The 25,757-nt window shown below is 40.1% G+C and carries 26 protein-coding genes; 20 read left to right on the top strand and 6 right to left on the bottom strand.

Annotation, left to right across the window (positions count from 1 at the left end; all coding sequences use genetic code 11):
• Window position 1: 1 nt before the first annotated feature.
• Entirely contained in the window at window positions 2-3,037 is a 3,036-nt protein-coding gene (porW, locus tag LY11_RS27170; protein ID WP_170132681.1) for a type IX secretion system periplasmic lipoprotein PorW/SprE, read from the bottom strand.
• Between the two features lie 167 nt (window positions 3,038-3,204).
• Here porW and LY11_RS13440 point away from each other — a divergent pair, with 167 nt between their 5' ends.
• From LY11_RS13440 to LY11_RS13395, 10 genes are all read left to right on the top strand, one after another.
• Window positions 3,205-3,423, top strand: coding sequence for an AtpZ/AtpI family protein (locus LY11_RS13440; RefSeq protein WP_111634182.1), 219 nt, complete (start codon window positions 3,205-3,207; stop codon window positions 3,421-3,423).
• Window positions 3,424-3,633: 210 nt separating this feature from the next.
• Entirely contained in the window at window positions 3,634-4,023 is a 390-nt protein-coding gene (locus LY11_RS13435) for a hypothetical protein (RefSeq protein ID WP_111634246.1), read from the top strand.
• Between the two features lie 14 nt (window positions 4,024-4,037).
• Entirely contained in the window at window positions 4,038-5,168 is a 1,131-nt protein-coding gene (gene atpB / locus LY11_RS13430) for a F0F1 ATP synthase subunit A (RefSeq protein WP_111634181.1), read from the top strand.
• A gap of 38 nt (window positions 5,169-5,206) precedes the next feature.
• Entirely contained in the window at window positions 5,207-5,413 is a 207-nt protein-coding gene (gene atpE / locus LY11_RS13425; RefSeq protein WP_041879754.1) for an ATP synthase F0 subunit C, read from the top strand.
• An 82-nt stretch (window positions 5,414-5,495) separates the two neighbouring features.
• Window positions 5,496-5,990 carry a F0F1 ATP synthase subunit B gene (gene atpF / locus LY11_RS13420; RefSeq protein WP_111634180.1) on the top strand — a complete coding sequence of 165 codons (495 nt, stop codon included), beginning with the start codon at window positions 5,496-5,498 and terminating at the stop codon, window positions 5,988-5,990.
• Window positions 5,991-6,015: 25 nt separating this feature from the next.
• A complete protein-coding gene (gene atpH / locus LY11_RS13415) occupies window positions 6,016-6,564 on the top strand; it encodes an ATP synthase F1 subunit delta (RefSeq protein ID WP_111634179.1) in 549 nt (182 codons plus the stop codon).
• A 44-nt stretch (window positions 6,565-6,608) separates the two neighbouring features.
• Window positions 6,609-8,183, top strand: coding sequence for a F0F1 ATP synthase subunit alpha (atpA, locus tag LY11_RS13410; RefSeq protein WP_111634178.1), 1,575 nt, complete (start codon window positions 6,609-6,611; stop codon window positions 8,181-8,183).
• A gap of 56 nt (window positions 8,184-8,239) precedes the next feature.
• Window positions 8,240-9,121 carry an ATP synthase F1 subunit gamma gene (atpG, locus tag LY11_RS13405; protein WP_111634177.1) on the top strand — a complete coding sequence of 294 codons (882 nt, stop codon included), beginning with the start codon at window positions 8,240-8,242 and terminating at the stop codon, window positions 9,119-9,121.
• Window positions 9,122-9,236: 115 nt separating this feature from the next.
• Window positions 9,237-10,022 carry a 5'-nucleotidase, lipoprotein e(P4) family gene (locus LY11_RS13400; protein ID WP_245952756.1) on the top strand — a complete coding sequence of 262 codons (786 nt, stop codon included), beginning with the start codon at window positions 9,237-9,239 and terminating at the stop codon, window positions 10,020-10,022.
• An 85-nt stretch (window positions 10,023-10,107) separates the two neighbouring features.
• Window positions 10,108-10,323, top strand: a complete 216-nt coding sequence (locus LY11_RS13395; RefSeq protein WP_084359345.1) for a hypothetical protein — start codon at window positions 10,108-10,110, stop codon at window positions 10,321-10,323.
• A 73-nt stretch (window positions 10,324-10,396) separates the two neighbouring features.
• On the opposite strand, the gene LY11_RS13390 is transcribed toward LY11_RS13395, so the two are convergent.
• Window positions 10,397-11,041: an FkbM family methyltransferase gene (locus LY11_RS13390; protein WP_111634176.1), complete on the bottom strand. Its 645-nt coding sequence runs from the start codon at window positions 11,039-11,041 to the stop codon at window positions 10,397-10,399.
• A 30-nt stretch (window positions 11,042-11,071) separates the two neighbouring features.
• The gene (gene ruvC, locus LY11_RS13385; protein WP_111634175.1) at window positions 11,072-11,635 is read right to left on the bottom strand and encodes a crossover junction endodeoxyribonuclease RuvC; all 564 of its coding nucleotides are present in this window, start codon (window positions 11,633-11,635) and stop codon (window positions 11,072-11,074) included.
• 45 nt (window positions 11,636-11,680) lie between these two features.
• On the opposite strand from ruvC, the gene LY11_RS13380 reads away from it, so the two are divergent.
• The 7 genes from LY11_RS13380 to LY11_RS13350 are packed head-to-tail and all read left to right on the top strand — an operon-like array spanning window position 11,681 to window position 18,597.
• Window positions 11,681-12,658: a lysylphosphatidylglycerol synthase domain-containing protein gene (locus LY11_RS13380; RefSeq protein ID WP_111634174.1), complete on the top strand. Its 978-nt coding sequence runs from the start codon at window positions 11,681-11,683 to the stop codon at window positions 12,656-12,658.
• Entirely contained in the window at window positions 12,636-13,772 is a 1,137-nt protein-coding gene (locus LY11_RS13375; protein ID WP_111634173.1) for a glycosyltransferase family 2 protein, read from the top strand. Before LY11_RS13380 ends, LY11_RS13375 begins: the two co-directional genes overlap by 23 nt.
• Window positions 13,772-14,881 carry an ABC transporter permease gene (locus LY11_RS13370; protein WP_111634172.1) on the top strand — a complete coding sequence of 370 codons (1,110 nt, stop codon included), beginning with the start codon at window positions 13,772-13,774 and terminating at the stop codon, window positions 14,879-14,881. Before LY11_RS13375 ends, LY11_RS13370 begins: the two co-directional genes overlap by 1 nt.
• Window positions 14,882-14,902: 21 nt before the next feature.
• Window positions 14,903-15,514 (top strand): ribonuclease HII, encoded by a 612-nt coding sequence (locus LY11_RS13365; RefSeq protein ID WP_111634171.1) that lies wholly within the window; start codon window positions 14,903-14,905, stop codon window positions 15,512-15,514.
• A 17-nt stretch (window positions 15,515-15,531) separates the two neighbouring features.
• Window positions 15,532-16,734 (top strand): glycosyltransferase family 4 protein, encoded by a 1,203-nt coding sequence (locus LY11_RS13360; RefSeq protein ID WP_111634170.1) that lies wholly within the window; start codon window positions 15,532-15,534, stop codon window positions 16,732-16,734.
• A gap of 41 nt (window positions 16,735-16,775) precedes the next feature.
• On the top strand, window positions 16,776-17,855 hold the full coding sequence (gene gcvT, locus LY11_RS13355) for a glycine cleavage system aminomethyltransferase GcvT (protein WP_111634169.1): 1,080 nt from the start codon (window positions 16,776-16,778) through the stop codon (window positions 17,853-17,855).
• A gap of 19 nt (window positions 17,856-17,874) precedes the next feature.
• Window positions 17,875-18,597 carry a 2-phosphosulfolactate phosphatase gene (locus LY11_RS13350; RefSeq protein WP_111634168.1) on the top strand — a complete coding sequence of 241 codons (723 nt, stop codon included), beginning with the start codon at window positions 17,875-17,877 and terminating at the stop codon, window positions 18,595-18,597.
• On the opposite strand, the gene LY11_RS13345 is transcribed toward LY11_RS13350, so the two are convergent.
• On the bottom strand, window positions 18,592-19,392 hold the full coding sequence (locus tag LY11_RS13345; RefSeq protein ID WP_111634167.1) for a patatin-like phospholipase family protein: 801 nt from the start codon (window positions 19,390-19,392) through the stop codon (window positions 18,592-18,594). The two genes, LY11_RS13350 and LY11_RS13345, sit on opposite strands and share 6 nt — an antisense overlap.
• A 4-nt stretch (window positions 19,393-19,396) precedes the next feature.
• Window positions 19,397-20,428, bottom strand: coding sequence for a gliding motility lipoprotein GldB (gene gldB / locus LY11_RS13340; RefSeq protein WP_111634244.1), 1,032 nt, complete (start codon window positions 20,426-20,428; stop codon window positions 19,397-19,399).
• A 112-nt stretch (window positions 20,429-20,540) separates the two neighbouring features.
• Here gldB and LY11_RS13335 point away from each other — a divergent pair, with 112 nt between their 5' ends.
• The 3 genes from LY11_RS13335 (at window position 20,541) to LY11_RS13325 (ending at window position 24,073) form a co-directional block, all read left to right on the top strand.
• Window positions 20,541-21,215 carry a porin family protein gene (locus LY11_RS13335; RefSeq protein ID WP_111634243.1) on the top strand — a complete coding sequence of 225 codons (675 nt, stop codon included), beginning with the start codon at window positions 20,541-20,543 and terminating at the stop codon, window positions 21,213-21,215.
• Between the two features lie 6 nt (window positions 21,216-21,221).
• On the top strand, window positions 21,222-22,859 hold the full coding sequence (locus LY11_RS13330; RefSeq protein ID WP_111634166.1) for an NAD+ synthase: 1,638 nt from the start codon (window positions 21,222-21,224) through the stop codon (window positions 22,857-22,859).
• Between the two features lie 95 nt (window positions 22,860-22,954).
• Window positions 22,955-24,073, top strand: a complete 1,119-nt coding sequence (locus LY11_RS13325) for a hypothetical protein (protein ID WP_111634165.1) — start codon at window positions 22,955-22,957, stop codon at window positions 24,071-24,073.
• Window positions 24,074-24,115: 42 nt separating this feature from the next.
• Here LY11_RS13325 and lnt read toward each other — a convergent pair whose 3' ends face one another.
• Window positions 24,116-25,744, bottom strand: a complete 1,629-nt coding sequence (lnt, locus tag LY11_RS13320) for an apolipoprotein N-acyltransferase (protein ID WP_111634164.1) — start codon at window positions 25,742-25,744, stop codon at window positions 24,116-24,118.
• Between the last annotated feature and the right edge of the window lie 13 nt (window positions 25,745-25,757).

Raw genomic sequence — 25,757 nt, 5'->3', positions numbered from 1 at the left:
TTTAGTAATTGTTTTTGTAGAAATCTAAATATTTAGTTACCAGATCCTTGCTCCGGAGCTTTTCGAAATTCTCCTTACTGATAATAAAGCTGCTGTACACACCAGCAGGGACTTTCATGATCTGTTTCAATTGAGGAGTTATTCCGTCAGCGTAACTTTTTGCTTCTGCAAAACTAAGAAAGTTCCCAACATATATTAGTTGGTCATTGTCAAATTCTGTTAATTGATGTTTCAAACCTGCTCCCGGGAAGTTTCCACGGTTAAATTGACCGATTCCAAATCGTGAAGAGCTTAAGGTCAGGCTGGCATCTGCCACATCAACCACAAAATAATAGACTTTAGATATTTCTGTACTGAATGTTTTGTCTTTAATCACCGGACGCGGAGCTGGAACTTCTGCTGTTTTTACCGGAGCAGGGATTGTAATTTCCGGCGTAGCAACAGGTGCGACCGGAGTTTCTGCAACAGGTACTGGTGGGGTAACTGGCGGATTAGCAGGGGTGTTTACTGCTATCTGGGGCACAACCGGAACTTCTTTTGGATCTATTGGCGCAACAACCGGAATGTTTTTAGTAATCGCAGATGTTTCTTTCACAATGGCTGGCGGAACAACTGCTGGTGGGGTAGCGGCCGCTGTCTGTGGCACAATCACTGCTGGTGGAACAACCGCAGGTTTAACGGCTGCTGTCGCTTTCTCTTTTGCTGTTTTTACGATTGGCTGAAGATCAGGTCCGGTAACTGGTTGAACAACTTTTTCCGCTACAGGAGCTGAAGTAAAGAAACGAGGCTCTGCCGGATCGAAGTCTGGTAAAGCAACCCTTCTGTTCCGGAATTCACCCTGATGGGCAGCAATATAAGCCAGGTGCTCTTTAACCAGCGGAACGATTAATTTATCATCCGGATAAGCAATGGTAATCGCCTTAAATGCTGCTGTCAAACTATCAATTTTCTGTGTTCTTCCAATCGCTATAGCTTTCAGGTAACTCAATTGCGGATTGATTAAACCAGCAGGATATTGCTGAATCGTAGAATTCACTTCAGTGATCACTGACGGAAATGCTTTTCCTTCATACAGTTCGAATACCTGGTTGTATCTTTTAATTCCTGCAGCTTCCAGGTCAGACTGTTTGATCGAATAGTCGGGATCAAGGATAGTTTTTGCATAAATACTTGCCGGAAATTTATTCAGTACCAATGCCTTATATTTTGCTGCATTCGCAGGATCTGTTTTTTGATAACATAAGTATAAACTATAATAAACAGAACCCAGATGATCATTGTCAGGAAATTTGCTTAATATCAATTGATAGATACGGATTGCTTCAGGCTGGTCATCCAGTTCCTGCTGATAGAAACTTGCGATTTCATAATAAGCATCAATGATCTTCCCGGTCGAAGTTTTAACCGCTTCTGGGGTTAGCGGAACAGCAGCCATATACTTTTTACCGGTCGTATCTTTGTCAGCTATCGTTTTCTCCATCCCGATTTTGTCTGTCGGATAGCCATCATTCTCTACTTTAGCAATGCTTTCGGAAGTAGATTGTGAAGATGATTTAATACTCTGTCTCCAGTTATCTTCTTGTTTCCTGTTGCCCCATTTAGTCAGAAAGTCTGTGTATCCTCTGCTTAATGCCGCAGGATTACTAAAGTAAAACGAGCTTGTCTGTGGTGCGCCCGCATTGTTGCGCCGCCCTGCATCAGGGAAAAGATTGTTTCTGAAAGTTCCGTTATTCGCAGCTACAGGCACTACTTTAATCTTCGTTAGTTTTTTGATTTTGGCAATACGCTCCGCTTCAGGGAGTTTGGCTAGCATTTGCAGGGTATCCTGGTAAGCAATAACCTCATACCTGTCGGTGATATATTCCAGGTTCTGACTCTTTTTTAAGATCTGTGCATATCCCGGATAGTTTTTAGGCAATACACTGACTGTGCTGTCATAGTATGCTTTTGCTTTCAGGAAATCTTTATGTTTATTGAAATTCAGGTCGGCCATCCTCAAATAAGATAACCCTTTCTGATAGTTGTTCCGCGTACTGTTTTTGATAGATAGCCTATAAAAATTTTCTGCTTCCGTGATATTATTTTCTTCGGCATAGTCTTCTGCAATCTGATAATAAATCTGATCATGATAGTCCAGGTTCTTATCATCTTTGAGCAGTGCCAGTAATTCCTTCTTCCGGTTCAGGTGTTCTCCATTGAGGATGCCCGTCACTTTGATTCTGTTCAGGTTTGCATTGAAGTACAACTCAAAACCAGCATTACTTTTTTGTACTTTAGTATAAAGCGCTAAAGCTTCTTTGTACTTTTTTTGACGTTCATACAACTGCGCAAGAATGTAAGTCCAGCGGATACGGTTTCGGTGCAGTTGACTTTCTTTGACTGCTTTCTCCAGAATAGGGATCGCATCGGTATACCTGTTCTGATAAATGTACGACTGTGCAATGGTTGCATAAGGCTCAGATCTTTTCTTTTTGACCAGTTCCAGGTTATCATAAACAGTATCCAGAATAATCGCTGCATCGTCCATATTATTGAGCTGCATCAAACTTCTTGCTTTCCAGTTTTGTGCCGTAATCAGCACATTCATATCTTTAGTATAGGTTTTAGCCGTATAATCGAAGTATTCTTCGGCTACGAAATAATTAGTTTTCAGATAATAGGCTTTACCCAATAACAGGTAAGCATCATCGATATAATTACTGAAAGCTTTATCCGCAATAATAGCTCTTGATTTTTTGACGATGGCATCCAGCGCTCTGTCATTGGCAGGGGCATGAAGAACACTTTCTGAACTGAACTTTTCAGGATCTGTATAAACAGGTAAAACGTCACTGTAATTGTCTATATAGTTGTTATACGATTCTTCCTCGTAATTGTTGAGAATAACATTCGCGTTATAAATATAATTATAACGTGCAGTTAAATTTTGCATAGCCCTGCTTGTTGCCGTATCTTTAGGCGTACTACAAGCCACTAATAAAGAGCTTCCCAGGTAAAATAATAATAATTTCAAACTGGAGCGTCGGAGATTCTTCAAATAAGTAGTTTGAGTCAACATTTAAAATAGACTAGAATGTATGCAAAAATATTTTATTCATCAGTATTTCAATGCAAATTATTAATTTTTTATAAGAGCAAGTTTAATAAGCTGTTATAATTTTATTACTGCCATCTGTTTTTATAGCCGCTAAATACATTAACCTCATGAATGACGAGCCAGAAGAGAAAAAATCAGCGAATTTTGTAAAGTATACCGGCATGGGTTTCCAGATGCTGGCTACCATCGGCATATTTGCTTTCGCGGGCTATAAAATTGATCAGTATAGAAATAATGGTAAAATGATTTTTACTGCACTGCTCGGCCTTTTAGGCGTGATCATTTCCTTATATCAGGTTATCAGACAACTGAATAGTAAAGACTAACACTGGTAATCTCTGTTAATTGCAGAAACTGTTTAAAATTAAGATGATAAAATTATTTATTAGTTCCTTTTAGCTGCAACGTCGCCAAAACCATTTCTGGTAGAAGGCTACCAGAAATAGTTTTGACTTGTTTCGCTTAAAATGAACTAATAAATAATTTTATCATCTTAATTCAAACAGATTCTCATACTTTTGTCAAAAAAAAGTATTTTGAGTGTTTTAAAGTTTACGTTGTACTATCTGATTTATTCGCTGCTCCTTGTCGGGGTCGCTTTTGCCTTACCTGTATTATTTCCAAATGTTCCATTGTTAGCTAATAAGTTCTGGTTACTGTTTGGTTTTATAGGCGGACTTACCTATATAGCTTATATAATGGCTTATCTGGGGATAAAAATGGACCCGGAGACAGGTATTATAGCGATTATGGGGTCAATAGTTTTGAAAATGATATTTTCTATGGCTTTTGTACTGATTTACAGCCTGAACACTAAAGAAAAGGGGTTGGTTTTCGCCCTCAACTTTTTTTCTTTATATTTATTGTTCAGCTTCTTTGAAATATACTCGCTGTTATGTAACTTGCGCCACCAAAATAATAAGTAAAAATCTGCCAGTAAATGGATTGTAGCCACGTTTTTGATTTTAAAGTTAATAGGTTAACCCTTGTTTTTACGCTTTTTTTAGCGTTATTCTTTGTAACACCCCTGTTATATGCACAGGAAGACACATCGAAAGCAACCGTAACCGCTCACGCCGAACCAGAGGCTGAGAAAAAGTTCAATTTAGGTAAGTTCGCCTTACACCACATTGCAGATTCGCATAGCTGGCATGTAATCGGGGATACCTTTATTGGCCTGCCTGTCATTTTGTATTCGCAAGGTGGATTGGTCATGTTTAATTCTAATGAGTTCCACGGAGACGATGAAGCGAAATTAGTAATCGAGCGTGCCGGTCAGCGTTTTGTGAAATTGCACGAAAAGATTTATTATGCTTCTGAAACTGCAAACGCAGAAGGAGAATATGTAGAACTTGGTGCAGATCACCACGCAACAAATGCACGTCCTCTTGATTTCTCTATCACCAAGAACGTATGTACTTTGATCCTTTCGGTAGTTGTCATGCTTGCAATATTTCTTAATGTAGCTAACGGTTACAAAAAGAGAGTCGGAAAATCTCCAAAAGGATTACAATCCTGGGTTGAGCCCCTGATCCTGTTTGTACGTGATGACATCGCAAGACCAAACTTAGGACACAAGTATGAGCGTTTCATGCCATACCTGTTAACGGTGTTTTTCTTTATCTGGATCAACAACATGCTGGGGCTGGTTCCATTCCTTCCGGGAGGAGCTAACTTAACAGGAAATATTGCAGTTACTGCGGTATTGTCAGTAATCACTTTAATCATTGTGGTAACCAACGGTAATAAATATTACTGGAAACACATTTTTACACCTGATGTACCATGGTGGTTATATATCGTATTGGTACCAGTTGAGATCATTGGTGTATTCACTAAACCTATTGCACTTGCCATTCGTTTATTTGCAAACATCACTGCGGGTCACATTTTAATGTTATCACTGATTGGTTTGATCTTCGTATTCAACTCTGTTTATGTTTCCTTGGTATCGGTTCCATTTGCATTGTTTATCGGAGCAATCGAATTGCTTGTTGCTTTTATACAAGCGTTTATTTTTACTATGTTATCTGCGTTATTCATTGGAATGGCGATAGAAGAACACCATTAATTAGAATTTTTTAACAACAATTAATATATATAATCATGATTACAGGAAGTATTGCTGCAATTGGTGCTGGTTTAGCTGCTATTGGCGCTGGAGTAGGTATCGGAAAAATCGGTAGTTCAGCTATGGAAGGTATTGCTCGTCAACCAGAAGCAGCCTCTAAAATTCAAACTGCGATGTTAATCGCTGCTGCTTTCGTTGAAGCGGTTGCTCTTTTCGCAGTAGTTGTTGCATTAATTGCCAACTAAAAAAAATGGTCATGTACTTTGCAGGATTGCTGCAAAGTACATACTATGATTTAAGAAATAAAGATTTAATATATATACTTAGATGGAATTATTAGTACCGGAAATTGGTTTAGTTGTTTTTCAGACAATAGCATTTCTATTGTTGATGTTTGTTTTGGCCAAGTTTGCATGGAAACCTGTATTAGCGGCTATCAAAGAACGTGAGCATAATATTGATGAGGCTTTAAATAAAGCTGAATTAGCGAAACAGGAAATGGTACGCTTAGCTGCACAGAACGAGGAATTGATGAAAGAAGCCCGTGCAGAAAGAGACTTGATGCTGAAAGAAGCGAAAACGTTAAAAGATTCAATCGTTAACGAAGCGAAACATTCAGCACAGACTGAAGGCGCTAAATTAATTGAAAAAGCAAGAATTGAAATTGAAAATCAAAAGAAAGCTGCTTTAGCTGAATTGAAAGATCAGGTTTCATCATTATCAATTGATATTGCTGAACGCGTATTGCGCAATCAGTTAGCTGATAAAGCTAAGCAACAGGACTTCGTTGCTGATTTATTGAAAGATATTGAATTGAACTAATTCCTTGCCAACAAATTAAAATAACATGTCAGAAAATAAAGCAGCATCAAGATACGCCAAATCATTAATTGATCTTTCTACAGAGCAAAATGCTTTGGAAGAGATGAAAAATGATATGGTTCTTATTGAGCAGGTTATTGATCAAAACAGTGAGCTAGAGGCTATTCTTCAGAATCCTGTGATTCCTCTGGATAAAAAATATTCTATTTTGGAAGGGATCTTCAGTAAGAGCGTTCACGCCATTACTGTTTCTTATCTGAAATTGCTTGTCAGTAAAGGTCGTGCTGCTATTTTATTTGATACTACTAAAGCATTTGTAAGACAATATAATACTATCAAAGGTATTGTAACTGCAGAAGTATTATCAGCTATAGCATTGACTGATGCGAATAAAGCAGAGATTATCAGCGTTGTTAAAAGAGAGATTGGCGCAAATGAAGTTATCATCGAAGAAAAGATCAGCGATAAACTAATCGGTGGTTTTATTCTTAAAGTTGGCGACAAACAATTTGATGCCAGTATTGCTGGTAGTCTAAACAAATTAAAAAAGGAATTGGCCCACGGCGTGGTTTAGTCCGATAACAATATACAGAATTACAAAAGAAATAATATAAAATTATGGTAGAGGTAAGACCAGACGAAGTATCGGCAATTATCAGGCAACAATTGTCGGGCTTTAAATCAGAAGCCGAACTTGAAGAAGTTGGTACCGTATTACAAGTGGGTGATGGTATTGCCCGTGTTTATGGTTTGACTAAAGTTCAATCAGGTGAGCTAGTTGAATTTGAAACAGGCTTGCAGGGTATTGTTTTGAACCTTGAAGAAGATAATGTTGGTGTGGTTTTATTAGGCCCATCGAGCACGATCAAAGAAGGCGATACAATTAAACGTACTAAAAAAATTGCCTCTATTAAAGTTGGTGAAGGTATGTTAGGCCGTGTAGTAAATACATTAGGTGAACCTATCGACGGTAAGGGACCAATCATTGGTCAGACTTACGAAATGCCAATCGAACGTAAAGCTCCAGGTGTAATCTACCGTCAGCCAGTTAATGAGCCTCTTCAAACAGGTATCAAAGCTATTGATGCAATGATTCCTATCGGCCGTGGTCAGCGTGAGCTGGTTATTGGTGACCGTCAGACTGGTAAGAGTGCGGTTTGTATTGATACTATCATCAATCAAAAAGAATTTTATGAAGCAGGTAACCCTGTTTTATGTATATATGTTGCTTGTGGTCAGAAAGCAAGTACTGTAGCAAACGTTGTGCGTACGCTTGAAGAGAACGGTGCAATGGCTTATACAGTTGTTGTTTCTGCTTCAGCTGCAGATCCTGCTCCGTTGCAGTTTTATGCTCCATTCTCTGGTGCAGCAATTGGTGAGTACTTCCGTGATACAGGTCGTCCTGCACTGATCGTTTATGATGATTTATCTAAACAGGCAGTAGCTTACCGTGAGGTATCTTTATTGCTTCGTCGTCCACCGGGACGTGAGGCTTATCCTGGAGACGTGTTTTACCTGCACAGTCGTTTATTAGAACGTGCGGCTAAAATCAACTCTAACGATGACATCGCACAAGCGATGAATGATTTACCTGAATCTCTGAAAGGTATCGTTAAAGGTGGTGGTTCATTAACTGCTTTACCTATTATCGAAACTCAGGCTGGTGACGTTTCTGCTTATATCCCAACGAACGTAATTTCGATTACTGACGGACAGATCTTCTTAGAATCTAACTTATTTAACGCAGGTGTACGTCCGGCGATCAACGTAGGTATCTCGGTATCACGTGTTGGTGGTAACGCACAAATCAAATCAATGAAAAAGGTAGCTGGTACTTTGAAATTAGACCAGGCTCAATACCGTGAATTAGAGGCCTTCTCTAAATTCGGATCTGATTTAGATGCAGCAACAAAATCTGTACTGGATAAAGGTTCAAGAAACGTTGAGATATTAAAGCAAGGTCAGTTCTCTCCAATGACTGTTGAGAAACAAGTTGCGATCATTTATATTGGTACTAAAAACCTGATGCGTTCAGTTCCTGTAAATAAAATCAGAGCATTTGAAGCTGAATATTTACAACAATTGGAATTACGTCACCCACAAACATTAGCTGCTTTAAAAGCTGGTAAACTGGATGATGCAATTACATCTGTATTGGAAACTGTAGCTAAAGAATTAGCAGGTAAATACTAAATAAAATAAAAGAGCCTGTTTAATTTTTAAACAGGCTTAAAGAAGATTAAAAAAGAATGGCTAATTTAAAAGAAGTAAGAATTCGTATATCATCAGTGCAGTCTACGCAGCAGATCACCAAAGCCATGAAAATGGTTTCGGCAGCTAAGCTGAAGCGTGCAACTAATGCTATTATACAGTTACGTCCGTATGCTACGAAGCTAAAAGAGATCTTAGGGAATCTTTCTGCCAACCTGGAAGGATCTTCATCACCATATACTGAGGAACGCGAGCCTAATAAAGTATTAATCGTAGTGGTTTCTTCAAACCGTGGTTTAGCTGGTGCATTCAACATGAATGTAATCAAGGCTACTAACAACCTGATCGCTGAGAAATACAGTGAGCAGTACAAAAATGGGAATGTAAGCATTGTAGCCATTGGTAAGAAATCTCAGGATTTCTACGAAAAGAGAAACTACAACGTAATTGGAAACAATAACGAAGTTTATACTGCATTAACGTTTGAAAACGTAACTAAAATTACTGATTCAATTATGGCCGGCTTTAAAAACGGTGATTATGATAAAGTAGAGTTGGTTTATAACCGCTTCAAAAATGCTGCTGTACAGATTTTGACTACTGAACAGTTATTGCCTTTACCACAAAACGCAAAAGCAGAAGAAACGCATCAGCACCAGGTAGATTATATTCTTGAGCCTTCAAAAGAGGAAATCGTTAAAGAATTAATTCCTAAGTCGATTAAGATTCAGTTATTCAAAGCGGTATTGGATTCTCATGCTTCTGAACACGGAGCAAGGATGACTTCAATGGATAAAGCAACAGAAAACGCGGGTGACCTGTTGAAAGCTTTAAAACTTTCATACAACCAGGCACGTCAGGCTGCAATTACCACAGAGCTTACAGAGATTGTAAGTGGTGCTGCAGCATTGAATGGATAATAAGCCGTCGTTAAAACTATAATAAAAAGGTCGTTATCATTAGATAACGGCCTTTTTACATATAAATAACTTTTTGCGGGTTCTGAATAATTAGTTTTGCAGAAACATTTCTATCATGATCAAGATCTCTTTTCCGGTTGCTTTAGCTTTATTGCTTCCGTTAGGTTTAATGGCGCAAACCAACCCGGCTGCTGAGGCAGCCAAAGATTATACTATTGCTGTAGCGTGGCAACAACATTCAGGGGAGTACAGGGCACTGTCTTTTCAGGCTTATAACTTTGCTAAGTTTTCTTTACAGGAGCGCTTAAAAGGTGCGGATACAACCAAACCAAGTTGTGTAGTGGTCGATATTGATGAAACTGTTTTAGACAATTCTCCTTTTCAGGGACATGAAATTCAAAAAGGTTTAAGTTACGCAGCTAAAGACTGGTCAGAATGGACAACTAAGGCAGCGGCTGATACAGTACCTGGAGCATTGGGGTTTTTAAAATATGCACAGACTCAAAAAGTAGAAACATTTTACATCACCAACCGCGATCAGGCAGATTATAAAGCTACTCTGACTAACTTACAGCGTTTAGGATTTCCTTACGCTGACGAGGCGCATTTGATGGTTAAACAGGGCACTTCTGATAAGGAAGCACGCAGACGGCAGGTATTGGGAAAATACAATATATTACTGCTTTGCGGAGATAACTTAAGTGACTTTTCGAATGTCTTTTACAGAGAAGGAAAGAATACGAAAGAAGAAGTAGATAAAGCGCAGCAAGAATTTGGGAATCACTTCATTGTATTGCCTAATCCAATGTATGGCGACTGGGAAAAACTATTGTATAAAGGTGGTCATTTGAGCGAAACTGAAAGGTCAAAGCAAAGAATTGAGGGCTTAAAAAGCTATTAGAAACATTATTCAATAAATTCTTAGTTGAACATGCCTTTTTTGTTGGAATAATATTAATTTTGCAGCAGAATTAAAAAATAAAAAAATGGAGCAAACGCCAAAACACAATACTAAAAGCATGCAAAATGCAAATCAAACATCAATATATAAATTATTGGTTGCGGGTATCGTTGTGAGCATGTTAGGAGTTTATCTGCGTTTCGCATTTGACTCAACTACTTTATCTCTGGTATCATGGATCGTATTATTCCTTGGTGCATTTATTTGCTGTAAAGCAGTATTCAAAATACTAGGTTCATAATCCGGAAAATATAAATGAAAAAGCCTTCTGTAAGTTATTTACAGAAGGCTTTTTCATACTTAAGGTTTTTTGCTTAAATCCCTAAACAGTTATTGCTCTTATAAAATACCGAAGTACAGTTTGAGGTGGTTACTCCAGGGCTCATGCCTGTAAAAGGAAGGTGTTTAAATCCTTTTGCTTTGAAAAAAGTAAAGGCTTCTGCATAATCCGGACGTTCTGAATTGTCCAGTACAATGACTCCATCCTCCGTTAAAGATAATACCGATTCTTTGCAGCAGTTGACGCGATCTCTGCCATCTACAATAATAATGTTGAACTTTTTACCAGTCGTTACCGCGCTTTTAGAATAAGCACCTCCACGAACCAGCTCGCAATAAATCATTTCTACATTCGGGATTTTGATCGCTGCATTTCTTTCATACCATGCTTTATCATGTTCCACGGCAGTGACAGAATTGGCATTTTTTGCGTAAAAGATCGTAGAGTTTCCGCAGCCGAATTCAAAAATGTCATGCTGTCTGGTAATCCTGTCTTTAATAAAATCAATAAAAGCATAAGTTACCCAGGGGATTGCTTCTCCATTCTGATCTACTGCTGATTTCGTTTCACGGGCCTTAAACCAGCCCTGATCTGCTAAATATCCCTTAAACCCCAATGACAATAACGTACGTAATTTGCTGGGATTAAATAAGGTTAGTTTTGATATGTTATTATCCAAAATTGAAATTGATTAAATTCAAATGTACTACTATTTCACTCTTTTCTGATTGTCTTTGGCAAAAGCATCCCACCCGGAATAAGATTTGCCACTGCCACCGGTGGATACCCGCTGGAAAGAATGACACACAGCAACAGCTAATCCATCAGTTGCATCCAGAAATTCAGGAGTCTCTTTGAATTTCAACAACTGCTGCAACATCGCCGCTACCTGCTCTTTTCCGGCGCTTCCGTTCCCTGTAATTGCTTGTTTGATTTTTCTTGGCGCATACTCTGTAATTGGTACGTCTCTGGATAATGCTGCTGCCATACAAATTCCCTGTGCTCTGCCCAGTTTAAGCATCACCTGTATATTCTTTCCATAAAACGGAGCCTCCAGTGCCATAACATCTGGTTTATATTGCTCTACCAAACCTACTGTTTTGGCGAAAATACGTTGTAACTTCAGAAAATGATCATCCAGATGATTCATCTTCACGATGCCCATCGCTATCAATTCTATTTTACTCCCTTTCTCCAGGATTACACCGTAACCCATCACTGCGGTTCCAGGGTCGATACCCATGATTACCCGCTCCTTTTTTTCAGCCAACATAGAACAATATTAAGCATATTTGCACAATATAAAAGAAACGATAATTTGAGATCCGACTATAAACGTATATTTTCCTATGCTATAAAAGTAACTATAGTTGCTTTTGCATTCTGGTTCATCTATCATAAACTCACTTCAAACGCGAACCTTGAAAGTTTCAGGAACATCATATCTACCATCCCGCGTACAGAAATCATTGCGGTAATTTCTTTAGTACTGGTGCTGATGCTGGTAAACTGGGGACTGGAAGCCCTCAAATGGAAAAGGCTGTTGCGAAAGATAGAGAAGCTGAGTTTATGGCAATCTATTGAGTCTGTATTTTGCGGTTTAACACTGGCTATCTTTACACCAAACAGGCTGGGTGAATATGGTGGAAGGGTGTTTTTTCTTTCTCCTAAACGCAGAATTATAGGCGTTGTGGCCATGGCCGTAGGGAATATAGGCCAGATGGTACTGACCAATATTTTCGGCGCAATTGCGCTGAGTATTTTTCTGCTTCGTTTTCTGCACCTGGATTACCGGCTCAATTATGCGATTATCGTACTTGCAGCTATGTTCTGCCTGTTTTTCTTAACGTTTTTCTTTAACATCCGCTGGTTAAATGGCTTATTGCTCTCCATGCGTTTTACCAGGAAATATAAAAAATTCTACAGTATCCTTGGACGTTACCATAAAAAAGAACTTTTCCAGATCCTGATGTTCTGCCTTGCACGTTACGTAGTTTTCAGTACGCAATACTTCATTATGTTTTACTGGCTGATTGCCGATATTCATTACCTGGACATCCTGATGATGGTTTGTATCCTGTTTTTTGTACAATCCACACTACCATCCCTCGATTTATTTGATATTGGGATAAGAAGCGCAACTGCGTCTTATTTTTTTAGCTTTGTAACCAAACAGGATGTCGCCGTGATTGCATGTACCGCAAGCATCTGGCTGATAAATATTATTATTCCTGCTATATTAGGTTCATATTTTGTTTTTAAATTAAATTTTTTTGGAAGTCTTAATCGTCGTTAGTTACCTATCCGCATTTTTAACCCTCATTTATCTTCTTGTTGTTGCCGGATTTATCCGGGGCTGGCATCAATTGATCCCTTTCAAGTATAAACAAACTACGGGTACTACTTCAGTTTCTATTATCGTTGCTGCCCGTAATGAGGCTGATAATATTCACCGTACCATAGAATCCCTGCTGGCACAGGATTATAATAAAGCATTGACAGAGATCATCTTTATTGATGATCACTCGACAGACAATACTGCCGAAATCGTCAGATCATACGCTGCCTCGGGTGTCAAACTGATCTCTCTGAAAGAAAACCAGGCTTTAAACTCTTATAAGAAAAAAGCAATACAGACAGCAATCGGGCAAGCAACCGGAGATTTAATCATCACCACAGATGCAGATTGCCGGATGGGAACGGCCTGGCTTAAAACCATCATTGCTTTTTACGAAGAGAAACGCTATAAAATGATTTCATCGCCTGTGGCTTATGATGAAGAGAAAAGCTTTTTTGAAAGAGCACAATCATTGGAATTCCTTTACCTGATCGGATTGGGGGCCTCCACAATAGGGAATAAAAAACCTTCTACCTGTAATGGGGCTAATCTGGCCTATGAGAAAGCAGCTTTTTATGAAGTTGGCGGTTTCCAGGGAATAGATGACCTGGCTTCTGGTGATGATGAGTTGCTTTTACATAAAATTGCAGCCCGTTATGATAACCATATTGGGTTTCTGAGAAATTCGGATGCGATGGTTTATACCCATGCAAAGCCTAATCTTGGAGAATTTTTACAACAACGTAAACGCTGGGCTTCAAAAAGTACCCGTTATAAAAACAAATCTATCATCGTACTGGGTGTATTTATCTGGTTTTTCAATGTCAGTATCCTGCTGAACCTGCTGGTTGGATTGTTCTTCATCGGTTTCCTGAAAATCGCACTGGTCCAGTTACTGTTAAAAATAATTGTAGAGTTTATATTCCTGCTGGATGTGACTAAATTCGCTAAAAGAAGAAGTCTGATGGTTTTATTACCCGTATTGAATGTGCTGCATGTATTGTATATCATCTATATCGGTATCGCAGGTAATTCAGGTAAATATAACTGGAAGGGTAGAATGGTTAAATAATGGAAGAAAGTGTTAGTCCCTCAAAAAGAATATGGGGCAGGTTTAAAAGAAATAAACCTGCCGTTGGAGGACTAATATTTATTCTGCTGCTTTTGGTGATGGGTTTACTTGGCTATCTGATTACACCAGACCAGACACCAATGGCAAATACCATGCACTTGCAATTGAGCAATAAAAAACCGGGAAGGTCATTCCAGTTTCTGATCATCAGTCAGAACCCGGCTTTCAGGAAAGTCAATTTCCTGGAGAAAATGTTATACGGACAAGAAGCTGAATTCAAAAGTATCCCGATTACGGGCTACAGGATCTCAGGAAACCAATTATGGATCAAAGAATATATTGGTGATGACGAAGAAGCTGCAGAAAGCAGTATCCTGCTTCCTGCCAAGCATCAATCCTATTTAAAGCAACATCTTTATCAGCAAACCTTCTGGTTAGGTACAGATGGCTACGGAAGAGATTTACTGAGCCGCCTGATTCTGGGAATCCGGGTTTCCTTATCGGTAGGTTTACTCGCTGTACTGATTTCAATGAGTATCGGTTTAAGCCTGGGGGCGATGGCGGGTTACTTCGGCGGCCTGACAGATTCAGCAGTCAGCTGGCTGATGAACGTGATCTGGTCTTTACCTTCATTGTTATTAGTGATTGCTATTTCTTTTGCTTTAGGAAAAGGCTTCTGGCAGATCTTTATTGCGGTAGGTTTATCTACGTGGGTGGATGTATCCAGGTTAGTCCGCGGACAGGTGATGGCATTAAAAGAAGCCGAGTTTGTAGAAGCAGCCAGGGCATTGGGTTTTCCAACTTTCCGTATCCTTACCCGTCATATTTTACCCAACATTGCAGGACCTGTACTGGTTATCGCCTCCGCTAATTTTGCATCGGCGATCTTACTGGAAACCGGCCTGAGTTTCCTGGGGTTCGGTGCACAGCCACCTATGGCCAGCTGGGGAGGGATGATCAAAGAGAACTATGGATATATCGTGATGGATGCTGCTTATTTAGCAATCCTGCCCGGAATGGCAATTATGCTGACCGTTTATGCCTTTAATTTAATGGCCATCGGATTAAGTGATGCCTTTAAAGTGAAATCTCCGGGTACACTGGTTTAAAAAATCCCTTAACTTTACGGGATGTTATTAAACTGTTTTCAACAAGAATTTTTAGAAGCGGGTTGCGATGAAGCTGGCAGAGGTTGTCTGGCCGGGCCTGTTTACGCAGCCGCAGTAATTTTACCGCTGGATTTTGTTGCCGGAGAACTGAATGACTCGAAAAAACTAACGCATAAACAGCGGGTAGCTTTAAGAGCAATTATAGAAAAAGAAGCAATTGCATGGGCTGTCGGCTCCGTTGATAACCATGAAATTGACGAAATAAATATCCTGAATGCTTCCTTTCTGGCCATGCACAGGGCAATTGAAAAGCTGACTGTGCAACCCGGCTATTTAAGTATTGATGGGAACAGGTTTAAAATTTATCCCGGTATCGCACATAGTTGTGTGATTAAAGGCGATGGTAAATATCTGAATATTGCTGCGGCCTCTATCCTGGCAAAAACACACCGGGATGAATATATGGATAACCTGGCAGCGCAGTTTCCTGTTTATCAATGGAAACAAAATAAAGGTTATCCAACTAAAGTTCACCGATCTGCTGCCTTACTGCACGGGCTAACTCCTTATCACCGTAAAACTTTTGCAATAAGTGATCCTGAAAGAATTCTCGTTATAGATAATGCGGGATAATTCGTATTTTCACCTTATTGAAAACACTTATACTTAGCAACAGAGTTCCATTTCCTCCCAATAGCGGTTATCCTATCGTAGTGTATAATACGATGAAAGGATTGCTGAATCTGGGGGTGGATATTACTTTGTTCAGTATCAATACGAATAAACACCGGGTAGATGTGGATGATATTTATGATCCGGTTTATGACCAGATCAAATTTCATTCTTTTGATCTGGATACGGAGGTTAATTTGTGGGGTGCTTTTTTCAATATCTTCTCCAACGAATCTTACAACGTTTCCAGGTTTTATGATGATGACGCAGCAAAACTGCTGGAGAACATCCTTCGGGAAAATGAATTCGATATTATCCAGTTCGAGGGCTTATTTGTAGTGCCTTACCTGGAAGTGGTTAAAAGCCACAGTAAAGCTAAGCTGATTTACCGGGCACACAATATTGTTTTTGATGTGTGGGAACGCCTGGCTACTTCAGAACGGTTTACCCCAAGACGTAAATATCTTCAGTTTTTAGCCCGCAGGCTGAAGATCTATGAAACCGAACAGTTTAACCGCTTTCACCAGATTTTTGCCATCAGTGAGCCCGACAGACAAAGCATTCTTACTTTTGGCTGCGAAATAGGTATAGAGGTATTCCCGGTAGCCCTGGATTTCGCGAAATATACTATTGATCTGTCCAGGACAAGCTTCCCTACCTTATTCCACCTGGGCGCAATGGACTGGCGGCCCAATAAAGAAGGGCTGGAATGGTTTATAGAAGAGATCTGGCCGGATATAGAAAAACTCAGCTCTGAACTCCGGTTTTATGTAGCAGGTAAAAGTATGCCGCAGCATTTTTATGAGTATGACTCCGAGAATCTTGTGGTAGAAGGGGAGGTATTCGATGCGATTGAATTCATGAATTCCAAAGCCATCATGATCGTACCTTTGCTTTCTGGCAGCGGGATGCGGGTAAAGATTATCGAAGGCATGGCCATGAAGAAATGTATTATTGCCACCACTTATGCAGCCGAAGGACTGAACTGCGAAAACGGTAAAGATATACTGATTGCGGACACTGCCGATGAGTTTTACCGTTGTATTCTGCAATGTATTACACATCCTAACCGGTGGCGTGAAATTGGCGAGAATGCCCGCAGAACAGCAGAAAGAGATCATAACCTGGCTACTATTTCACAAAGGATGCTGAAAGTCTATCAGCGGTTAGTAAATGGATAAAAATTATGTACTTTTGCCCTCAATTTTAAGAGCAATAGCGCATGAATAATACCGCATTAACAGAGAAACATATTTCATTAGGAGCCAAAATGGTTCCATTTGCAGGATACAATATGCCCGTTCAATACGAAGGCATTAATGCAGAACATGCTACAGTTAGAAAAGCCGTAGGCGTTTTTGACGTAAGCCACATGGGTGAATTCATCCTGAAGGGTGAAAATGCACTAGACCTGATTCAACGTGTAAGCAGTAATGATGCTTCAAAATTATATGATGGTAAAGTTCAGTATGCTTATCTTCCAAACGAAGATGGTGGTATTGTAGATGATTTACTGATCTACAGAATTGACGAAAAAACTTATATGTTGGTGGTTAACGCTTCAAACATAGAAAAAGACTGGAACTGGATTCAGAAATTCAACACACAGGGTGTAGAAATACACAATATCTCTGACAAAACTTCTTTATTAGCGGTTCAGGGTCCTAAAGCAGCAGAAGCTTTACAAAGCTTAACTGAAATTGACCTGGCTTCTATGGAATACTATACTTTTACTAAAGGCATGTTTGCTGGTGTAGATAACGTGATCGTTTCTGCAACAGGTTATACTGGTGCTGGTGGTTTTGAGCTGTATTGCGATAATGAGCATGCAGAGACTGTCTGGAATGCTGTTTTTGAAGCTGGTGCAGCTTTTAATATTAAACCGATTGGTTTAGGTGCACGTGATACTTTACGTTTAGAAATGGGTTTCTGTTTATATGGAAACGACATCGACGATACAACTTCTCCAATCGAAGCAGGTTTAGGATGGGTAACTAAATTCACTAAGGCATTTACCAATTCTGAAGCTTTGCTTGCAGAGAAAGAAGCTGGTGTTAAACGCCGCCTGATTGGTTTTGAAATGATTGACCGCGGTATTCCACGTCATGATTATGAAATCGTTGACGCAGCAGGAAACGTGATCGGAAAAGTAACTTCAGGTACACAATCTCCATCTTTACAAAAAGCAATCGGAATTGGTTATGTAGCTAAAGAGCATGCTAAAGAAGGCAACGAGATCTATATCAGCATCCGTAATACTTCTATTAAAGCAAAAGTAGTAAAGTTCCCTTTTTATAAATAATTAGCCGCCCTCCCTGATCATGCAAAGAAAGATAGAAGTCTGTTTAACGCCTGCCCTTATTGATTTATACGCTATTGAAAATAGTATTGTCGTAGTGATTGATATTTTAAGAGCAACCTCTTCCATAGTTTATGGAATTGACAACGGTGCACAGGCAATTATCCCGGTAGCACAGGTAGAAGAATGCCTGAACTATGCAGATAAAGGTTATTTACTGGCAGCAGAGCGAAACGGGGAAGTAGTTGAAGGCTATGACTTCGGTAATTCCCCGTTTTCTTATACCGCTGAAAAAGTTGCGGGTAAAACTATTGTCCTGACAACCACTAACGGTACAAAAGCATTGCATTTAGCAAGAAAACGTGCCAGCCAGGTTGTGATTGGTGCGTTCCTGAATTTAGAAGCTTTATGTGCCTGGCTTAAAACTCAGGAGAAAGATGTGTTACTGCTTTGTGCAGGTTGGAAAGACCAGTTTAACCTGGAAGACACCATCTTTGCGGGCGCGGTAGTAAACCAGCTCCGCAGTGGCTTTACGCATTATGATGATGCAAGTGTAGCCGCAGAAGATCTGTATCTGCTGGCTAAGGATGATTTAAGGGCTTATATCCATAAATCTTCTCACAGTCACCGTATGGTTGCACTGAATATTGAAGAAGATGTGAAGTTCTGTTTACAGACGAATATCTGTCAGACAATCCCTGTATTGGAAGGTGACCAGCTGGTTGCTTTAAAAACAGGCCTATAAATCTTCGTCCGGCGTATTAATTTCTTTTAACAATTCTTTAAAAGCATCACTGCGCTGCATAGTTTTCAGGGTTTCCTCATAAGCGAGCCAATAAATGGTTTCAGCTTTTTTCATGTCAAACGTACTGATTTCACCCATTCCCTTAGGTTCAATTAACAGGTTACAGAAAGCAGATTTTTGTTCCATATCCTTATTGACAGACATTAATCCTGCTCTGGACATTAAGGCTGTAATATTGGTCATGCTGTCTACGGGTTTCAGGTGATTACAAGAAGACCCGATAATAAAATCACAGTTATTCAGCAGGGGTTCAATTGGAAAGTTATTCAAAATTCCACCGTCTACATACATCTTTCCTTCAATCATAATCGGTTTGAAGATCCCCGGAATACAAGAGGATGCCTGAACAGCTCTGATCAAATGTCCTTCGGTAAAATAGACCAGTTTACCTTCACTAAAGTTCGTCGCCGCAATAGTTAGCGGGATATTCAGGTTCTCTATTTTATTGTCCGGAAAGTATTCCATCAGCAATTGCTCTGTGTGTTCAATGCTCACCAGTCCCAATGCGCCTAAAGATGGCCTTACGAACCGCAGCAGCCTGGTTTTGATAAAGAGATCCAATGCGTGTTCCGGATCAATTCCTGCGGCATAAAAAGCACCAACTATCGCTCCTGCACTTGTTCCGCTGATATGGCTAAAGGTAACTCCTGCATTTTTTAATGCTTTTAAAACACCAAGATGAGCAATTCCCCTGATTCCGCCTCCCGATAAAACAAGTCCTACTTTCTTCCTCATAATCTTACATTTTGGGCTTATATTTTGCCCCATTTAATATCTTCTGCGGATCTGACTCTTTCATGAGCTCCTGCAAAGTAACCTTTGGATTTTCGGTCATATATTTTCTGACCATCTGCCAGCCTATCCATACGCCCAGTTTGGGAGCAGATTCATTTTTCACCCCTAAACCCGGCGTAAAAGGTGCTTCGCTCACATACATTTGTATTTTCTGGTTGTCAGTTTCAAACAGTAATTTGTTTTCAATCAGGTAAGCCCAGATATTTCCTTCAAAGGTTTTACACCATTCCAATTGTTTTGCTGTATAACCTATTTTAAGCGTATCCGGAGTTTTGTCATCCAGTACTTTGTCCATAAAATACAGGATCTTGCCGTTCTCTACCATTTTTGCCAGCAGGGAATGGTCTTCATCTTTTTCAGGGAACAATTCTTCTCTGGCAAAAGTTTCAGTAATTCTTGGCACCACATAGTCTGGCGTGAATCTCCGCGATAAATATAGGGGAACGCTTTTAACAATGGCTCTGTAAAATTTACTGTCTTTACCTAAAAACATATCCAGCCCGATGCCCATATAACCGTCTCCTATAGGAGTTTGAACGGCAAAACCGGAGACGAAAGCAATGAACCTTGGTATCCTGGTTTTAGGGTAATAATATTTAATGTATTTAAAGGTTTGGGTCAGTTCCTTTTCTATAGGTTTCATGTCCCGGAATACGCTGTCAGCTTCCTGATTCAGATCTGTATAAGCCTGATCTTTATATAATGTCGTTAAGATTTCAGCATCGCTGTAACTTCTGTCACCGACCATTCTGTGGATATAATCGTCGTAAAAGTAATTGTATTTTTTACGCAGCATCAAATCAGCCTCTGCCAGTTTTTTGTTCTTCCCCGCATACAAATCCTGGTCGAACCTTTCGATCTTAATAGCTAGCTTAATATCATCCACATTGGGCTTCCCTGCCTGTTTACAGGAAAAAAATGTGACGACACACAGAAAAATTAGATAGATTTGGGAATGTTTAACGTTATAGTTCATTGGTAACAAATATAAACAGATCAGGGAGTAAACCAGCATAGGCCTGCTTCAAAAAAAGACTGAAACTACCTTTGCGTTGCTCTAAAACCCATTACAAACAAATATGATACAAATGAAACAAATATTGACCGGACTTTTACTGACATTTTTAACAACTACTGCTTTTGCACAACAAGGAGCTGATCCTTATTATGGCTTCAGACTGGGCTTAACCGCGCATCCGACTTTTGGCTGGGCTAAACCTGAAAATGGTAAAGGCAATGGTTTCAGTCTGGGTTTTTCTTATGGTTTACTGGCTGATCTGAATTTTGCAGAGAATTATAGTCTTTCTACCGGACTAACAATTACAACTATCAATGGTAAAACGACAGAGATAAACCCGCTTCCTTATTATGATGCGGTGGCTTATCCGAATCCGACACCTTACGATCTGAAGTACAAATTGCAATACCTGGAGGTTCCTTTAACTTTAAAGCTGAAAACAGAAAAGATAGGTGATGTTCGGTGGTATGGACAATTCGGTCTTTCTAATGGTTTTAATATCAGTGCGAGACAGGATGTATCTGTTGCCGGAAAAAGCATTGTAGAGGATGATCATATCAAGAAGAATACAAACTTTTACCGTGCAGGACTAATTATTGGCGCAGGACTGGAATATGATGTTGCAAAAAATACAAGTGTAACTACAGGGTTAACATTTAATAATGGATTTACTGATATTTCTTCTGCTCCGGGCAGAAGTGTACGTAATCATTATGTGGGTTTAAATTTCGGGGTATTCTTTTAGCAGATTATGAAGATAGCATTAGCGCAGCTGAATTACCATATTGGTAATTTTGAGAGTAACACAAAAAAAATAATAGAGCATATCCGGTTAGCAAAGGCTGGTGGGGCTGACCTGGTTGTATTCGCGGAACTGGCTGTTTGTGGTTATCCTCCGCGTGATTTTCTGGAGTTTGAAGAGTTTATTTCTTTATGTGAGGAAGCAGGAAAAGAGATTGCGGAACATTGTACGGGGATTGCTTGTATTGTCGGGCTGCCGGTCAGAAATGAAGAGGCAGCAGGTAAAGATTTATACAATGCAGCCTATTTTATAGAGGAAAAACAGATTAAGTCTATTGCGCGTAAGGCATTGTTGCCTAATTACGATGTTTTTGATGAGTACCGTTATTTTGAGCCTGCGACTTCTTTTGAATGTATTGATTTTAAAGGCGTTAAAATTGCGTTGACAATTTGTGAGGATCTGTGGAATATCAATAATAACCCGCTTTATGTTTCTAATCCGATGGATGAACTGATTAAGGAGAATCCGGACGTGATGATTAATATTGCGGCTTCTCCATTTTCTTATCAGCATGATGATGAACGCAGAGTTGTATTAGCGGATAATGCGAAAAAATATAATTTGCCTTTGTTGTATGTGAACCAGGTTGGGGCACAGACGGAAATCATTTTTGATGGTGGTTCTATGGTCTTTGACCAGGAGGGGAACATGCTGGATGAAATGGATTATTTTAAGGAGCAGCTGAAGTCCTATACTTTTGCTGACGGAAAGCTTGAAGGTCATGTTAAGGAGCATCAGCCGATGTCTGATATTGCCCAGATCCATGACGCGCTGGTATTAGGGATCAAGGATTATTTTGTGAAGTCTGGTTTTTCTAAAGCAGTATTGGGTTTATCAGGAGGTATTGATTCTGCGATTGTATGTGCGCTGGCTTGCCGGGCATTGGGTGCGGAGAATGTGATGGCGGTTTTAATGCCGAGCAAGTATTCTTCAGATCATTCTATTAAGGATGCACTGGATTTAGTGGAGAATTTTGGTTGCAGGCACGAGATAATTTCTATTGCGGACGCTGCGGATGCTTTTGATAGTATGATGGCGGGTGCTTTTAAGGGTTTGCCTTTTAATTTGACGGAAGAGAATATCCAGGCGAGAAGCAGGGGGATTGTAGTGATGGCGATGTCTAATAAGTTCGGTTATATTTTACTGAATACTTCGAATAAGAGTGAGTGTGCGGTAGGGTATGGCACTTTGTATGGCGATATGTGCGGTGCGATTGGCGTAATTGGTGATGTTTATAAGACTCAGATTTATGAGCTTGCTCATTATATCAATAAGGATGGGGAGGTCATTCCTGAAAATACAATTGTTAAGCCGCCTTCGGCGGAGTTAAGGCCGGGTCAGAAGGATTCTGATTCACTGCCTGATTATGATACGCTGGATACGATCCTTTTTCAGTTTATTGAGCTGAAGAAGAGTTCCAGGGATATTATAGCGATGGGTTATGAGGAAGGGTTAGTGAGAAGGATTATTAAAATGGTGAATGGGGCAGAGTTTAAGCGGTATCAGACACCGCCGATTCTGAGGGTTTCTCCGAAGGCTTTTGGCAGTGGCCGCAGGATGCCAATTGTTGGAAAGTATTTAGCGTAAGGTTTTTTTCTATAATTTATTGAGCTGCTTTTTGGCTTGATTTATGGGTTAAATTTGCTGGATTGCTCTGTAGCAGGTCGTTTTAATGTTTTGTGATGAATAGATTGTTTGGCGTTATTGTTTTTTTGTGCTTTACTAATGCAGGGTCTGTGGCTTTTGGGTTTGCTGAACCTAAAGACTCTGTGGAAAGTATTGTTAGCCCGGTGCGGATTAATTTAATGCCGGGACAAAATATGAAAACGCTTGGACGAAGATTATACCTTCCTATCCGATATATTGGAACCGATAGAGTAAAGCTTAAGGTTGTATTTGATACGGGCTCACAGGGGCTTATTCTGGATGCTAAACGATTACTACCGGCTTCACTCGTGGCAGACACTGGAATTGTGATCGGGGATAAGGATTCCCTGGAATTGAACGGTATTACTGTAACCAGGACTAAAACCAAATCCCGTTATGGTGGTACACGCTCGTACTATGGTAATATCGCTTATGCTTCGATTGTAATCGGGGATAAAATGGGCCAGGTCAGAACAAAGAGAATGCCTTTTATTTTAGTTTATAACGGAGTTTATGACCTTACCGGGAAGCCTGCTCAGGTGGATCAGCATTGTGATGGAATTGCAGGGGTAAGTTCAGGTGGAGAAATGAAAGCAGGACCTGTGCTGAAGCGGGAAAATGTCGTTAGCCCTTTCAATTATCTGAGTTATGGTAATCGTATAGAAGCAGGGTTTATTCTTGCACCGCTTGATCAGGTAAAATGGGAGCGGGTTTCTTCTATGGAAGGAACATCAGCAGTGCCTTTATTGACCCTTGGGATAACTGAGCAGGAAAAGGAAGGTTTTGTATTACATCCGCAGCAGACACTGAATGGCCGTTTCTATCCTTATGTAAAAGGAATTATAAGTTATAGTGGCTTAGTGATTTCGCCGTCTTATGTTTTATTTGACTCAGGGAATCCTGCCGGGGGAGTGATCTATGAGCCGGATAACAATAAGAAGGGAAAGATGAATGCGGGTGTGGGCATTCGTTTTGTGAGTGATAAAGGCACTATTTATGATTATGCCTCTAATAACAGCAATTATAAAACAACACTCGATTCACGCAAGAGCAAATCGGTGTCTATTATAGGGATCAATTTTTTTTTAGAGAATTCTTTTATGCTGAATTATGCCAGTCACACCATCGGTATCAAACCTGTCCCGTCTTTGTAAAAGCGGAGCGCAGATAGTTTTCTTCCGGGTGACCAGCAATGGTTATGCTTTTTTCTTTTTGAAGTACGTTTTATACGGAATGAATAAGGCCAGTACTAAACCAATCAAACTCAGGATCTGGGGAATTATATCTCCGCTTTTTACGTAAAACGTAAGCTGATCATTTAAATTTACATCCATTTTCAGAGCATCGCGGGTCCACCAGGTGGATTGTTTGACGATGTCTCCACGTTGGTTAATGAAACCTGATATTCCGGTGTTCGCCGAGCGCACTACCCATCTGCGGGTTTCTATTGCACGAAGTTTAGCATACAGGAAATGCTGATCTTTACCCGAAGTATTTCCCCACCAGCCATCGTTGGTGATGATTGCAATAAGCTGTGCACCATTTTTAACGGATTCTCCAATCCAGCCTCCCCAAAGGGATTCATAGCAGATTACCGGAGCTACACCTACACCATTCTGAGAGTAGAATACACCAGGATTTTCCTGCCATCCCCAGCCAGAAACTGTTCCTCCAAGACCAGCAAATACCGGGGCAAGGAAAGATAAAGCTTTTGGGAAAGGCATTTTTTCTACGCCAGGTACTAGTTTGGATTTATGATAGAACTGAACATTTGCTGAGTTCTCCACCTGCATGGCAGAATTAAAGTTATCGTAATACTGATTGTTGTCCGGATCAAATTTAGCAGAGAGCGTACTTTTATCGTTATAGAACTTAAGACTCTCTATACCTGTGATCAGCGTGCCGTTTTTGTATTTGTTCAGGAAAGATTGTGCAGCCATGTATTCTGTCGTGCTGCGGATACGATCTTCGTTCGCATAACTCGGGATGGCGGTTTCAGGCCAGATGAAATACTCGGTATTGACCTGCGCTACTGAATCTGAAAGATGAACAAGGGTTTTTAACTGCTCTGCAGGAGTGATGCCGCCCATTTTCTCATAAGGATCGATGTTCGGTTGTACCACCACCACATTGATCGGCAAAGTTTTTTCTTTATACCCGTAATATTTGATCAGGGAAATTCCCGCAGGTACAATCAGGAAGATCAGCCAGCCAAGAGCAGGTCTGATTTTAAGATAGCCTGTATTTGCTTTAAAAGCTTTATAGGCCTCAAAAGCAAGGATGTTACTCACCAGTATCCAGATTGATCCGCCATATACGCCGGTAGTTTCATACCATTGGGCAAGCTGGTGCATTCCGGCAAGGCCGTTACCCAGTGTCATCCACGGGAAAGCGAGATCCCAGGTAGCATGCAGATATTCCATACCCACCCAAAAGCTGACTAAAGCCAGGTAAGCGATACGTTTGTTGCTCACTACAGTGCTGAAACGGTAGTAAAGCCAGAAGGCGAAAGTCATGAGTAAAGCACCCAGTCCATAAGGGATCAGGGAAATGACCATGGCCACGGCCGGATTATTATAAGCACTGATTGCGTTGTATACCCAGTAAATGCAGGCCGTATTCCAAACCAGGAAAGTCAGACCTGCTGTCAGGAAAACCTTTTTGCCTGTTTTTGGCTCTCTTTTAGCTATTAAATGATCGAGTGCGATGAAAAGCGGCACCAGACCGACTAATAAAAGAGGAGCAGCAAAAGTATGCGGCGGCCATGCCAGCCATAATAAAAATGCACTTAATAGGGCAAGCAGGTAGGTTTGTATCGCTTTCATGAATGGGGTAAGC

The sequence above is a fragment of the Pedobacter cryoconitis genome, assembly GCF_003259615.1.
Lineage (GTDB): Bacteria > Bacteroidota > Bacteroidia > Sphingobacteriales > Sphingobacteriaceae > Pedobacter > Pedobacter cryoconitis.
The sequence above is the reverse complement of the archived record's forward strand: the minus strand, read 5'-3'. Positions and strand labels throughout refer to the sequence as shown.